The organism is Salinifilum ghardaiensis (assembly GCF_054491345.1).
On record NZ_CM137101.1, the window covers coordinates 3,132,015 to 3,145,781 of the forward strand.

9 protein-coding genes and 1 pseudogene are annotated in these 13,767 nt (G+C 71.5%); 6 read left to right on the forward strand and 4 right to left on the reverse strand.

The window, feature by feature from the left end:
• The first annotated feature begins 9 nt into the window (after positions 1-9).
• From ACVGV0_RS14240 to ACVGV0_RS14250, 3 genes are read left to right on the forward strand one after another with little or no spacing between them, the layout of a single operon-like run.
• Positions 10-2,526, forward strand: coding sequence for a GcvT family protein (locus ACVGV0_RS14240; RefSeq protein ID WP_459156161.1), 2,517 nt, complete (start codon positions 10-12; stop codon positions 2,524-2,526).
• 13 nt (positions 2,527-2,539) lie between these two features.
• On the forward strand, positions 2,540-3,304 hold the full coding sequence (locus ACVGV0_RS14245) for an electron transfer flavoprotein subunit beta/FixA family protein (RefSeq protein ID WP_459156162.1): 765 nt from the start codon (positions 2,540-2,542) through the stop codon (positions 3,302-3,304).
• Between the two features lie 3 nt (positions 3,305-3,307).
• Positions 3,308-4,375: an electron transfer flavoprotein subunit alpha/FixB family protein gene (locus tag ACVGV0_RS14250; protein ID WP_459156163.1), complete on the forward strand. Its 1,068-nt coding sequence runs from the start codon at positions 3,308-3,310 to the stop codon at positions 4,373-4,375.
• A 332-nt stretch (positions 4,376-4,707) separates the two neighbouring features.
• Here ACVGV0_RS14250 and ACVGV0_RS14255 read toward each other — a convergent pair.
• Positions 4,708-6,293: pseudogene (locus ACVGV0_RS14255) on the reverse strand (aldehyde dehydrogenase family protein).
• 72 nt (positions 6,294-6,365) lie between these two features.
• Here ACVGV0_RS14255 and ACVGV0_RS14260 point away from each other — a divergent pair.
• Positions 6,366-7,334 (forward strand): AraC-like ligand-binding domain-containing protein, encoded by a 969-nt coding sequence (locus ACVGV0_RS14260; protein WP_459156164.1) that lies wholly within the window; start codon positions 6,366-6,368, stop codon positions 7,332-7,334.
• A gap of 21 nt (positions 7,335-7,355) precedes the next feature.
• Here the strand turns inward: ACVGV0_RS14260 and ACVGV0_RS14265 are convergent, their stop codons facing one another.
• Positions 7,356-8,021, reverse strand: a complete 666-nt coding sequence (locus tag ACVGV0_RS14265; protein WP_459156165.1) for an MBL fold metallo-hydrolase — start codon at positions 8,019-8,021, stop codon at positions 7,356-7,358.
• 406 nt (positions 8,022-8,427) lie between these two features.
• On the opposite strand from ACVGV0_RS14265, the gene ACVGV0_RS14270 reads away from it, so the two are divergent.
• Entirely contained in the window at positions 8,428-9,216 is a 789-nt protein-coding gene (locus tag ACVGV0_RS14270) for a MoaF C-terminal domain-containing protein (RefSeq protein WP_459156166.1), read from the forward strand.
• 36 nt (positions 9,217-9,252) lie between these two features.
• Entirely contained in the window at positions 9,253-10,902 is a 1,650-nt protein-coding gene (locus tag ACVGV0_RS14275; protein WP_459156167.1) for an amidohydrolase, read from the forward strand.
• Positions 10,903-10,904: 2 nt separating this feature from the next.
• On the opposite strand, the gene ACVGV0_RS14280 is transcribed toward ACVGV0_RS14275, so the two are convergent.
• Both ACVGV0_RS14280 and ACVGV0_RS14285 read right to left on the reverse strand, forming a co-directional pair.
• Positions 10,905-11,690, reverse strand: a complete 786-nt coding sequence (locus ACVGV0_RS14280) for a carnitinyl-CoA dehydratase (protein WP_459156168.1) — start codon at positions 11,688-11,690, stop codon at positions 10,905-10,907.
• A complete protein-coding gene (locus tag ACVGV0_RS14285; protein ID WP_459156169.1) occupies positions 11,683-13,764 on the reverse strand; it encodes an acetate--CoA ligase family protein in 2,082 nt (693 codons plus the stop codon). The genes ACVGV0_RS14280 and ACVGV0_RS14285 overlap by 8 nt, the downstream gene beginning before the upstream one ends.
• Positions 13,765-13,767: the final 3 nt, after the last annotated feature.

The following is a 13,767-nucleotide window of genomic DNA, read 5'->3' on the forward strand; positions in this document are numbered from 1 at the left end:
GGAGTCGCCATGAACACCCTCCCCGAGCGAGCCGAGGCAGTCGTCATCGGCGCGGGAATCGTGGGCAACTCAGTGGCCTACCACCTCGCGCAGGCCGGCTGGCGCAACATCGTGCTGCTGGACAAGGGACCTCTCCCCGACCCGGGAGGGTCGACGGGGCACGCGTCCAACTTCATCTTCCCCGTCGACCACTCCAAGGAGATCACCGCGATCACCGTGGACTCGATGCACCAGTACGAGAAGCTGGGCACGCTGACCACCTCGGGCGGCATCGAGCTCGCCCGCAACGAGGCGCGCGTCGAGGAGCTCAAGCGCCGCATGGCCTCGGCGAAGGCGTGGGGCATCGACGCCGAGCTCATCGGTCCCGAGAAGGTGTCCGAGCTCGTGCCCTTCCTCAACGCGGACCTCGTCAAGCTCGGTTTCTGGAGCCCCTCGGCGGCGGTGGTCGACCCGCTGCAGACCGGGTCGCTCATGCGGGAGCAGGCCCAGGCGCTCGGAGCGCTGACCGTCTCGGCCAACACCGAGGTCACCGGCATCGACAGGCAGGACGGCAGGGTCTCGAAGGTCCGCACCGACCGCGGCGACGTCGAAACCGGTGCGGTCGTCGTCGCGTGCGGGGTGTGGAGCCCGCGCATCGCCAGGATGGCCGGCGCCCGCATCCCGCTCGTCCCGGCCGTGCACCAGCTGATCGACGTCGGTCCCATCCCGGAGCTCGCCGAAACCGGTTCGGAGATCGGCTACCCGATCGTGCGCGACATGGACCCGCTCATGTACGAGCGGCAGAGCGGTGCCGACCTCGAGATCGGCTCCTACGCGCACCGGGCGATCCTGCACGATCCCGACGACATCCCCTCCTACGAGGCCGCGCAGCTCTCGCCCACCCAGCTGCCGTTCACCCAGGAGGACTTCGACCCGCAGATGGAGGACGCCCTCGCGATGTTCCCCGGGATCCTGAACGCCCCCGGGGCGGGGATCCGGCACTCCATCAACGGTCTGCTGTCGATGACCCCCGACGGCGGCCCGGTCCTCGGTGAGACCCCCGAGGTGAAGGGCCTGTGGTCGGCGGCCTCCGTGTGGATCAAGGAGGGCCCCGGCGTCGGCAGGCTGCTCGCCGAGTGGATGACCCGCGGCAGCACCGAGATCGACCTGCACAGCGCCGACATCGCCCGCTTCTACCCGAACCAGCGCACCGGGACGCACGTGCGGGAGCGGGCCAAGGAGGGGTTCAACAAGATCTACGGGATCGTGCACCCCAACGAGCAGTGGGAGTCCAACCGCGGGCAGCGTCTCTCCCCGTTCCACTCCCGCGAAGTCGAGCTCTCGGCCGAGTTCTTCGAGGTCGGCGGTTGGGAGCGGCCGCACTGGTACGAGTCGAACCGCCCGCTGCTCGAGGAGTACGCCGACCGCATCAGCGACCGCCCGCACGAGTGGGACGCGCGCTGGTGGTCGCCGATCATCAACGCCGAGCACCTCGCCATGCGCGATCGCGCGGCCATGATCGACCTGACCGCGTTCGCGCAGTTCGACGTCTCCGGGCCGGGCTCCCTCGACTACCTGCAGCGGATGGCGATGGCCCAGGTGGACAAGGACGTCGGCAAGATCATCTACACGCCGATCCTGGACCACACCGGCGGTTTCCGCAGCGATCTGACGATCGTCCGGCTGGGAGCGGAGCACTTCCGCATCATCGCCGGCGGGGCCGACGGCGCGCGCGACAAGAAGTGGTTCACCGACCACCTCCCCGCGGACGGGTCGGTCGCGCTCACCGACATGAGCTCGGCGGTGTGCACCATCGGTCTCTGGGGACCGCGCGCTCGCGACGTGCTGTCCTCCGTCGCCGAGGACGACGTCTCGGCCGGGGCGTTCCCCTTCGGCACGGCGCAGCAGATCGATGTGGACGGGGTGCCCACCCTCGCCCTGAAGATCTCCTACGTCGGAGACCTCGGGTGGGAGCTGCACGCCCCGTTCGAGCAGGGGCTGAAGTTGTGGGACGTGCTGTTCGAGGCCGGCCGGGAGCACGGCGTCGTGCCCGCGGGGATCGGCGTGTACGGCACGACGGGCCGGTTGGAGAAGGGCTACCGGCTCATGGGCGCCGAGCTCGAGAGCGAGTACGACCCCGTGGAGGCGGGGCTGGCCCTGCCCAAGGTGAAATCGCCCGACTTCATCGGCAAGGAGCCCTACCTCAGGGCCAGGGAGGAGGGCCCCGGGGCCACGTTGTGCACGCTGAAGATGGACAACCACACCGACTCCGCCGGAGTGCGCCGGTACCCGCAGGCGCACTCGCCGGTCCTGACCCCCGGCGGCGACCGGATCGTCGACAGCAGGGGCCGCGGGAGCTACGTCACCAGCGCCGGATCGGCCCCCTCGCTCGGCGAGTACCTGCTCATGAGCTACCTGCCCGCCCCGTACGCGGTGGAGGGCACCGAGCTGCTCGTCGAGTACATGGCGGAGCGCTACCCGGTCACGGTCGCGCGAGCCGGGCGCACCCCGCTGTTCGACCCCGACGACGAGCGGATGAAGTCCTGACGGAGGAACGACCATGAAGATACTCGTCTGCATCAAGCGGGTACCCGCACCCGGCGGGAAGCTGTCGCTGACCGAGGACGGCCTGGACATCGACACCCGCCACCTCGGGTTCACCATCGGTCCCCACGAGGAGTGCGCCGTCGAGGAGGCCGTCCGGCTCGCCGCCGAGCACGGCGGCCAGGTCACCGTCCTCAGCGCGGGTCCGCCCGAGGTGGCGGAGCAACTGCGGTACGCGCTGTCCATGGGAGCCAACGCCGCCGTGCTCGTCGAGCAGGCCTCGCAGGAGCCGCAGGCCACGGCGACGGCGCTGGCGGAGGCGATCGGAACCTTGGAGTCCGAGAACGGGGCCTTCGACCTCGTCCTCTTCGGCAACGAGTCGGCCGACGCGAGCAACTACCAGGTCGGCATCCGGGTCGCGTGCGCGCTCGGACGCCCCGTGGTCGGCGGCATCAAGGGAATCGAGGTCGCCGACGAGGGCGCGCACGTGCTCCTGCGCCGGGAGAGCGCCGACGGCTACGAGATCTACCAGGCACCGCTGCCGGCGATCGCAGCCGTCAAGGAGGGCCTCAACCTCCCGCGCTACCCCAGCGTTCAGGGCCGGCTCCGGGCGAAGAAGGCACCGCTGCGCACCCTGCAGCCGGAGGTTCCGCAGGGCGGGCTGCGCACGGTGCAGCTGCGCCACCCCCCGGAGAAGGAGCAGGAGACCGTCGTGCTCGGGCACGGGTCCGACGCCGCCGACTCCGTCGTGGACCTCCTCGCCCAGAAAGGAATGGTGTGAGCCATGCTGCTCGTCATCCTCGAAGAGGAAGCCGGATCCGTTTCCGGAGCTTCCCGCGAGACGCTCACCCTCGCCCGCGAACTGGCGGGGAAGCTGGACGTCCCCCTGCACGCGGCCACGTTCGGCGCGGGCGAGTTCACGAGCACGCTGTCCGCGCACGGGGCCACCGCGTTGCACCAGATCGACGGGCCGTTCGCGGACGACTGCTCACCCGAGTGCCGGGGTGCCGCGCTCGCGGAACTCATCGGCCGCACCGGAGCCACCGGTGTTCTCGCCGCCGCGAGCGACTGGGGCAACGAAATCGCGGCCCACGCGGCCGCGCGCACGGGCGAGGCGTTCGCCAGCAACTGCGTCGCGGTGGACGCGGGTCCGGTGTGGAGCCTGACCCGGTCCCGCGGCGGCGGCATGCTGCTCGAGGACGCCGAGCTGTCCGGGGCGGTGAAGTTCGCCAGCCTCGCACCCGGTGCGGTCGAAGCGACCGAGGTGAGCGCGCCCGCGGACGTGACCGTGGAGACGTTCGTCCCCGAAGGCCTCGACGGGATCGTCCACAGCAGACTCGTCGACCGCACGTCCCGCGGCTCCGGTGTTTCGCTGGCCACGGCCCGCGTGATCGTCTCCGGCGGGCGCGGTGTCGGCAGCGCCGAGGGCTTCGCGGACCTGGAGGAGCTGGCCGGGCTGCTCGGCGGTGCCGTGGGCTGCTCCCGGGTGGCCACGAACGCCGGGTGGCGGCCGCACAGCGACCAGGTCGGGCTGACGGGCACGAAGATCTCCGCCGACCTCTACATCGCGTGCGGCATCAGCGGCGCGAGCCAGCACTGGGTGGGTTGCATGGGTGCCAAGACCATCCTCGCGATCAACACCGACCCCGAAGCGCCGCTGGTCGCCCGCGCGGACTACGCGGTCATCGGGGACGTGCACGATGTCCTGCCCGCGGTGCTCGAACAGGTGCGGGAGCGGCAGCAGGACCAGGCAGCCGCGCAAACCCCCCACCCCCGGGAGGAGTCCCCCGTCGGGGGCGGCGACTCGGTCGTCGAGGCGCAGGGATCGGCGAACGCGGGTTCACCGACCTGATCGCCGGCACGCCCTCGACCGAACCGAGGATTCGGCGTCCGGATTCGGCAGATCCCGCACTCGCGGAGCGGGCGGCGGGGTCTGCCCCCGGCGGCGGGCGCGCACCCGGTGCGTGCCGGCAGCGCCGAACGGGCCGCACTGAGTCGTCGTTGACGCGCAGGACGCGGTGTTCGATGACGTCGACGTAGGCCACCGTCCGGTCTCGGGGGCCGCTACGTGCTCGGACGTGGTGGTTCTCGATCCTTTCAACGGAGTCCTTTCACCGGGAAGCAGGAGCGGAGGCGGCGGTGAGCACCGACCGCGGGAAGGCGGGAGTGTCCGGGTGCGGTGTTTCAGGTGAGTCCGATCCACACGCCCTTGGTCTCGGTGTAGGCTTCGAGGGCTTGCGGGCCCATCTCGCGGCCCCACCCGCTCTGCTTGAACCCTCCCCACGGGGCGGCGGCGTCGAGCAGCGGCACGTGTTCACGAACACCGAACCCGCGCGGATGTCCGCCGCCAGGCGGTGGGCCGTCGCGAGGTCCTGCGTCCACACCGAGGCGGCGAGCCCGTAATCGGTGTCGTTGGCGAGATCGGCCAGTTCGGCCGGATCGTCGTAGGGGAGGACCGCCAGCACCGGACCGAACACCTCCTCGCGGGCGACCTCCGCGTCCTGGCCCAGTCCGGCGAACACCGTCGGCGGGTAGAAGAAACCTCCCCCGAACTCCCCCTCCGGCATCGTTCCGCCCGTCAGCGGTACCGCTCCGTCCGCTCGAGCGCGGTCGACGCGGTCGGCCACCTGGCGCAGGTGCTCCTGCGAAACCAGCGGCCCGAGCTGGGTCCGCTCGTCCAAGCCGGGGCCGATCTCGAGCGCTGCGGCGGCGCTCGCGATCTTGTCGGCGAATTCGTCGTGTCGCCGCCGGTCGACGTAGAAGCGGGTGTAGGCGGCGCAGACCTGACCCGAGTTGAGCAGAGCCCCCTGCAGGTTGCCCGCCACCGCGCGGTCGACGTCGGCGTCGGCGGCGATCACCGAGGGGGCCTTGCCGCCCAGTTCGAGGGTCACGCGCTTGAGGTCGTCGGCCGAGGTGCGCACGATCTGCTTGCCGACCTCGGTGGAGCCGGTGAACGACACCTTGGCCACGCCGGGGTGCCGCACCAGTGCCCGGCCGGCTTCCTCCCCACCCGTGAGCAGGTTGAGGACCCCGGCGGGGACTCCGGCCTGCCGGCACAGCTCCACCAGGCGGATCGTGGTCAGCGGCGTGTGCTCGGCCGGTTTCACGATGGCGGTGTTCCCGCACGCCAGGGCGGGCGCGATCTTCCACGCGGCGATCATGAGCGGGAAGTTCCACGGGGTGATCAGGGCGCACGCCCCGAGCGGTTCGCGCCGCGTGTAGTGCAGGGTGTCGGGCACCGAGACCGGAGTCGTGCTGCCCTCGATCTTCGTGCACCACCCGGCGAAGTACCGGAAGTGCTCGGCCGCCATCGGCACGCTCACCGTCGAGGACACGCCGAGCGGTTGCCCTTGATCCCGCGTTTCCAGCCGTGCCAGCTCGTCGGCGTGCTCGTCGACGAGCTCGCCCACCCGCCACAGCACCCGCGCCCGCTGGGCCGCCGGCATCCCCCGCCACGCACCGTCCTCGAAAGCCTTGCGCGCCGCTGCCACGGCGAGGTCCACATCGGTTTCCGCGGCTTCGGCGACCACCCCCAGCACCTCGCCGCTGGCCGGATCGACCGTCTTGCGCTCACCCCCGCCGGCTGCCGGCTCCCACTGGCCCCCGACGAACAGCTGCCCTCGAGTCTCCACGCTCCGCTCCCTCCCGCACCAGTCCGTGCTGCTCAAGGATCCGCGCACGACGAGCTCCCGTCTTGCGCAGAGGCGTCCGCTCGTTGTGCGCACGTGCACGCAGTTCGGGGTGACGGCCGCCGGACAGCACCCTTGCACAAGCGATCCGCATCACGGATCGTGTGCACGATCCCGCGGAGTGCACTCCCCCGAGACCAACGGAGGTGCGTTGTGATCGGTGCCGGACAGACCAGTCCCGCCAGCGACGTCACGACCTCGGTCGCCACGGACTTCAGCGCCTTCCGCGAGGCCGTGTCGGCTTCGTTCGTACCGCTGCAGGTCACCACCGGCAGCACCGAGTCGTTCCGCGGTCGCTTGCGCTCCCGCGACATCGACAGCCTGCACGTCTCGGAAGTCGCAGCCACGCCGCACGTGGTCGAACGCACCCCGGAGCTCATCGCCCGGTCGGACCGGCACTACTACAAGCTCAGCCTGCTGCTGTCCGGAAGCGGCCTGCTCGTCCAGGACGACCGCGAGGCGCGGTTGCAACCGGGAGATATCGCCATCTACGACACCCAACGGCCCTACTCGCTGGTCTTCGGCGAGGACTTCCGCACGCTGGTCCTCATGTTCGGCAAGAACCTCGTCGACATCCCGCCGGGGAGGCTCAGCCAGCTGACGGCCGTGCGCATGTCCGGCGAGAACGGCGTCGGCAGCATGATCGCGCCGTTCCTGGCCCGGCTGGTCGACAACCTCGAGGAGCTCGACGGTGGCACCGGAGCGCGGATCGCGCACCACACGCTGGGCCTGATCACCACACTGTACGCGCGCGAGCTCGATCCCGGGCACGCCGCGGAGCACCCCCGCCACGGGCTGATGCGCCGGGTCCGCGCCTACATCGACGCCCACCTGGCCTCACCCGACCTCGGTCCGGCCCGGATCGCCGCGGCCCACTACGTCTCGACCCGGCACCTGCACGACGTCTTCAAGGAGCACGGCACGACCGTGGCCGGCTGGATCCGGGAGCGCAGGCTCCACCGCTGCCGGCGAGAGCTGTGCGATCCCGTGCACGCCGACCGACCGGTCGCCGCGATCGCGGCCAGGTGGGGGTTCCCCGATGCCGCGCACTTCAGCCGCGTGTTCAAGGCCGAGTTCGGACATCCACCGAGCCAGGCGCGCGCACGTGCCGGCGAGCCCTGACGCCCCGACGATCCCGGCGGTTCAAGCGAGGTTGAACCGCTGCAGGTCTTCGCCCACCACCGCGGGTCCGTCGTAGCCCTGCTGGGCCCACTCGCCCCACTCGTCCACGTCGAGCTCGGTCGAGCCGACCTCCGCGATGTGCGAGAGGACGAGCTTCCCCGCGCCGGCCCGCTGCGCCACTGCTCCGACCTCTTCGACCCGGACGTGGGACTGCAGCATGTGCTCGAGTTCCGCTCGCGACACGCTCCGGTCGTGGATGCCGATGGCCTCGTGCAACTTCCGCGTCATGGCGGCCGTTCCCGGCGCGGGATCCTCCGGACTGACCGCAGGCGCTGCACCACCACCGAACTTCGGGGGCAACTCGCCGGCCGGCCCGGGGCCGTGGACCGTGATCGGCCCGGAAAGCGTGTCCCCCGAGGTGTTCGGAACGTGCCCGCCCCCCAGGAAGAAGTTGTAGTAATCGCTGACGTGGTCAGCGTGCAGATGGGTGAGGAAGATCGAGCTCAGCGATCGCAGCGACAGGCCGGCCCTGGCGAACTGGCTCGTGGCTGATCGCCCGCAGTCGACGAGGTAGGTCGCGCCGTCCACGACGAGGGCCGAGGAGATCCCCGCCCGGTCCTGTTCGATCGGCGGACCCGCCTGCGTGCCCAGCAGCACGAGCTCCAGCTCCGAGCGCGCGCCCTGCACGCCGGCATCGGAAACGGCACTCGTGCTCGCCGGCTCCGCCGGCCCGCCGCCCGGCGAGCACGCAGAGAGCCCAGCCGTCACGGCGATCCCTCCCGCGCCGCCCAGCACCGCACGCCGGCTGAGCGCCGCCGACACAGGACCGGAAGGCGCGTTCCCGGAATCAGCGGGTACAGCGCACGGCACGCACATCTCTACCTCCTGTCCGTTCTGGGAACCCGGGTCCGCGGTCGGCGCGCAGCTGGCTCGGGCACCGGAGCGCGGAGGCCATCGTGCCCGGTTCCAGTCGAACTCCGGGCTCTTCGTGCACTGCCGGCACAGGTTCGCGCGCTCACGGACAAGCCCCCGGTGCCTTTCGGACTCGATACTCACCGGCACCACGCGAACCCTCCCGCTCCGGAGAAGCACGATGCGCCCTGCGGACCAGCAGTACTCCCGGGACGGTGGCACGGACCTGGCCAGGAACGTGCTCGGTGTTCCCGGCATCGTCTCCCTCGTGCTCGCCGCGGTAGCACTCCTGACCGGAACGGTCGTGATCGCGGGAATCGGCATCGCGGTCGGTAATGGCGGGATGCCGGCGGCGTTCATCGCCGCGACCGCGGTGCTGCTGCTGTTCGCGGTCGGCTACGCCCAGATGTCGAAGAGGATGCCCAACGCGGGAGGGTTCTACGCCTTCGTGGTCGAGGGACTCGGCAGGCCACCAGGACTTGTGACCGGTTTCGTCGCGATGCTCGGGTACAACTGCTTCGTCGCGGGCGCGATCGGCACCAGCGGATTCTTCACCACCACTGCGGCCAACGAGGTCTTCGGTGGCGGACCTGCCCTGGATCGTGTGGAGCCTCGTCTCCGTCGTCATCGCGTTCGCCCCGAGCAGACGCGGAATCGGGTTCAGCGCGACCGTGCTCGGCGTGCGCCTCGTGAATGCCTGGCAGGCCCGGAAAAGGGTCTGGCCGACACCGATGAGCACACCAGCTACGAGATCCGTCCGGGCATCGACCTGTTCGCGTGGCGGGAGAAGGTCGTCCCGTGCGCCTCGGTGACCGTCGCGGACCACCACCATCCCCACAGGATGCGTTCCCACGGCGCGCTGTTCGGCCTCGACGAGACCGGGACGCTCCCGGTGCAGTTCACCTTCGGAGCGTACGGGCGCCTGCTCAGCAACACGGTGCACCCGCACGACGTCGACCCGGCTCACTAGCACGATCCCCCGCCCCGCGACGAACGGAGCACAGCCGTGCACGCCGACCTGCTCATCACCAACGCCGTTGTGCACACGGCGGATGGTTCGCTGCCCTGGGCGAGCGACATCGCCGTGGCCGACGGCAGGATCCTCGCCGTCGGAACGCGCTCGGACGTCGACGACTACCGCGGACGGCGCACAGCGGTGCGCGACATGCGCGGTGCGTTCGTGATGCCCGGCATCGTCGACGTGCACAACCACCACTCCCTCGCGGGCAGGTCCGAGCTGTTCGAGCTGCGGCTGCCCGAGGGCGCGAGCGTCACGGACCTCCTCCGGGCCGTGCGATCCCACGCCGCGGGGCTCGACGAGCACGAGTGGATCGTCGGCGGCAGCTGGGCCTCGACGCTCCTCGAGCAGCTGTGCCACACCTCGGCGCGGCGCGCCCTCGACGAGGCCGCGGGCGGGCGGCCGGTGATGCTCGCGGACGACAGCAAGCACAACCGGTGGGTCAGCACCGCTGCCCTCGAACTCGCCGGTATCACCGCCACGACCAGCGACCCGGAGCACGGCCGGATCGTGCGCGATCCCGTCACGGGCGAGCCCACCGGAGTCCTGCTGGAGGCGGCGGGAACCGCGGTGGAGCGCGCGATGCGCGCCGGTGGGGGACTGAGTCCCGAACAGCACCGGCGGTCCTGCGCCGCGGGCATCGCCACGCTCCACCGCTGCGGTGTGACCGCGTTCCAGGACGCGGGGGTGTCAGTGGACATCATGCGCGCCCTGGCCGAACTGGACCGCGCGGGCCGGCTGTCGGCGTGGGTGGTCAGCTCGATGCTGGCGAACGACCCGATCTTCGGTTTCGACCCGATCGGTGCGGAACTGCTCGACCGGGCCGAGCAGTTCCGCACCGAGCACCACCGTCCCGACTTCGTCAAGGTCTTCCTCGACGGGGTACCGCCGACCCGCACGGCGGCGTTCCTCGAGCCGTACCTCCCCGACGACGTGCACGGCTGCTGCTTCCGCGGGAGCACGACCGTTCCCGTCGACGAGCTCGCCCCCGTCCTGCTGGACGCTGCACGCCGGGGCCTGTCCGCGAAGGTGCACTGCACGGGCGATGCCGCGGTGCGCGCGGTGCTCGACGCCGCCGAGCAGGTGCGCGCGCACGGCCGCACCGAGCCGGTGATCCAGGTCGCGCACGGCCAGTTCGTCCACCCTTCCGACCTCCCGCGCTTCGCCGAGCTCGGCGTCGCGGCGGACATCTCCCCGTTCCTCTGGACCCCGGGCGTCATCCCCTCCGCGATCGCCGAGGTGCTCCCCGCCGAGCGGGCGGGCCGGATGCAGCCGAACCGCACGCTGGTCGACTCGGGAGCGCTGGTCGCCGGTGGAACCGACTGGCCGGTCAGCCCCTCCCCGAACGCGTGGGAAGGCATCCAGGGGCTCGTCACGCGCCGCGATCCGACCGGGCAGCACCCGGGCGCCCTCTGGCCGGAGCAGGCGCTCACCCTCGCCGAGGCCATCGCCGTGTTCACCATCAACGGGGCGCGCGCGATGGGCCTGGGCGCCGTGACCGGCTCACTGGTTCCCGGGAAGTCCGCCGACTTCGTCGTCCTCGACCGCAACCCCTTCGCGGTCGCCACCGACTCCCTGATCGACACCACCGTGCTGGAGACGTGGTTCGCGGGAGACCGGGTGCACCGGCGCTGCTGACCTCAGCACCCCCGCCACCGCGGGGCCCGCTTCTCGGCGAACGCGCGCGGCCCCTCGGCCGCGTCCCGCGAGGTGAGCACCGCTGCGTAGGCCGGCAGCTCGCCGCTGCGCATCAGGCGGAAACCCGCTTCGACGTCGGTGGTGGCGGTGGCCCGCGTGATCTCCTTGACGGCCGCCGTCGCCAGCGGCGCTCCGGAAGCGATCTGCTCGGCCAGCTCGTGCGCCCGCTGCAGCAGTTCAGACCCCGGGACGACGCGGTTGACCAGTCCCCAGTGGTGCGCTTCCGCGGCCGCCATCCCGCGCCCGGTCAGCAGCATCTCGTTGGCCACGGCTCGCGGCAGGACTTTCGGCAGCCGCAGCACCCCGCCGGAGTCGGCCACCACGCCGATCGTGACCTCCGGCAACGCGAACTCGGCGTGGTCGGCCGCGACGATCAGGTCGGCTGCCAGCGCCAGCTCGAAACCACCGCCCACCGCCGTCCCGTTGACCGCCGCGATCACCGGTTTGTCCAGGTCGAACAGTTCGGTCAACCCGGCGAACCCGCCCGGCCCGTGGTCGGCGTCGATCGCCTCGCCCTCCGCGGCTGCCTTGAGGTCCCACCCCGCGGAGAAGAACCGCGTGCCCTCGCCCGTGAGAACCGCGACCCGCAGCTCCTCGTCGCGCCGGAACCGGTCGAACGCCTCGTACAGGGCGTTGCTCGTGGTCACGTCGATCGCGTTCGCCTTCGGTCGGTCGAGGGTGATCGTGAGCACCCCGCCGGTGGCCTCGAGTCGTACCGCTTCAGCCATCGTCCTTCTCCGCATCGTCGTCATCGCGCCGGATGAGCACGTCCGCCGCGACCGCACCGCGGCCGCGGGGCAGCGCCAGCAGCGGGTTCACGTCCAGCTCCACCAGGTCGGGGCTGTCGCGGCAGTACTGCGCGATCGCGGTGATCGCGTCGACGACGGCCGGCACGTCGGCCGCCGGTCCGCGGAACCCGGCCAGCAGCGGCCAGATCCGCAGTCCGCGCAGTGCCGCTTCGACTTCCGCGCGCCCGGTGGGCAGCAGCAGCGTGACCGCGTCGCGGATCAGCTCCACCAGCATTCCGCCGGCACCGATCGTCAGCGCCGCGCCGAACCGGTGATCCCGCCGCACGCCGACGATCAGCTCCGCGACCGCGCCGTCGACCACCCGCTCCACGAGGAACTCGTCGGCGAGGCCCGACATGGCAGCCACGGCCCGTTCGACCTCCCCGCGGTCGGAGAGGCCCACCCGGACCCCGCCGACATCGCTCTTGTGCACCAGGTCGGCCGCGCTGGCCTTCACCACGACGGGAAAGCCCAATCCCGCCGCTGCCGTCGCGGCCTGGTCCGGCCGGACGAGCTGACCTCCGGGCACCTCCAGGCCGTGCTCGGCCAGCACGCTCTTGCCCGTGTGCTCGTCCACGGTGGACGCAGTGCCGCCGGGGAGGACGTTCGCGCGTCCGTCCAGCGCTGTGTTGGACTGCGCCGAGTCCTGGGCCGCACCGATGTCCGCGGCCGCGCGCACCGCCGCCAAGCAGTCCTGCAGGCCGTGCATCGGTGCGATCCCGCCGTGCACCAGGGTTTCGCAGATCGGCTCCGGGAGGTTTTCGGGGAGGTTGCTGACCACGCACGACACCGCGGAGGTCTTCCGCCGCGCCGCCAGGAAGGCTTCCGCGGTGGTCGACCAGTGCGCGGGATCGCAGCGATCACCGCGCGGGACGTCGAGCACCAGCAGGTGGCAGTCCATCCCCGCGCCGAGGAACTCCGCGAAGCAGTCCGTCTGCGCCTGCAGGTCGCCCCAGACGTAGGTGTGGTAGTCGAGCGGGTTGGCCACCGCCACCCGCTCCCCGAGCACGTCCTGCAGCCGCTGCGCGGTCGGGGTCGGGAACTCCGGCGCGGTCAGCCCCCAGCGCTCGGCGAGGTCGGCCACGAGCGAGGCCTCACCGCCGGAACAGCTCGCCGAGGCGATGCGACGCCCCGGAAGGGCCCCGTGCACGTGCAGGAACTTGAGGGTCTCCAAGAACGCGGGCACCTCGTGGACACGGGCCATGCCGAAACGGCGGAACAGCGCGTCGCACAGCTCGTCGTCACCGGCCAGCGAGCTCGTGTGGCTGAGGTTGAGCTGCGCACCGAGCTCGGAGGCCCCCGACTTGAGCACCGCGATCGGCACGCGCTGCCGCAGGGCCCGCAGCGCCGCCCGGGACAGTCCCGGCACGTCGTCGACGCCTTCCAGGTGCAGGCCGATCGCGGTGATGCGGGGGTCGTCGAGCATGCCCTCGACGAGCTCGGCCACACCGGCACCGGCCCCGTTGCCGACCGTGATCAGCTGGGCCAGCGGCAGACCGCGGTGCTGCATCGTCATGTTCTGGCCGATGTTGCCGCTCTGGGTGATGATCCCGACGCCCCGCTGCACGGGCCGGCCACCCTGCTGGTCCGGCCACAGCGCCACACCGTCCAGGTAGTTCAGCACGCCGATGCAGTTCGGGCCGATCAACGGCATCTCACCCGCCGCCGCGACGAGGGCCCGTTGCAGCTCGGCGCCGCGCGGTCCGTGCTCGGCGAAACCCGAGGCGTGGCAGACCACCCCGCCCGCGCCGCGCTCGGAGAGCTCACCGACCACCGGGGGCGCGTTCTCCCCGGGGACTGCCACCAGCGCCGCGTCGGGGCCGGCCGGGAGCTCGCCCACGCTCGAATAGCACGGCAGTCCCCCGATGCTGCTCCGGTGCTGGTTCACCGGCCAGATCTCGCCGGAGAAACCGACCTCCCGGCACTGCCGCACGGCCTCCGCGGCGGCGTCCCCGCCGATCATCGCGATGTGCCGGGGTGCCATCAGCCGGCGCCGGTCGTCACTCGTCGCCATCAC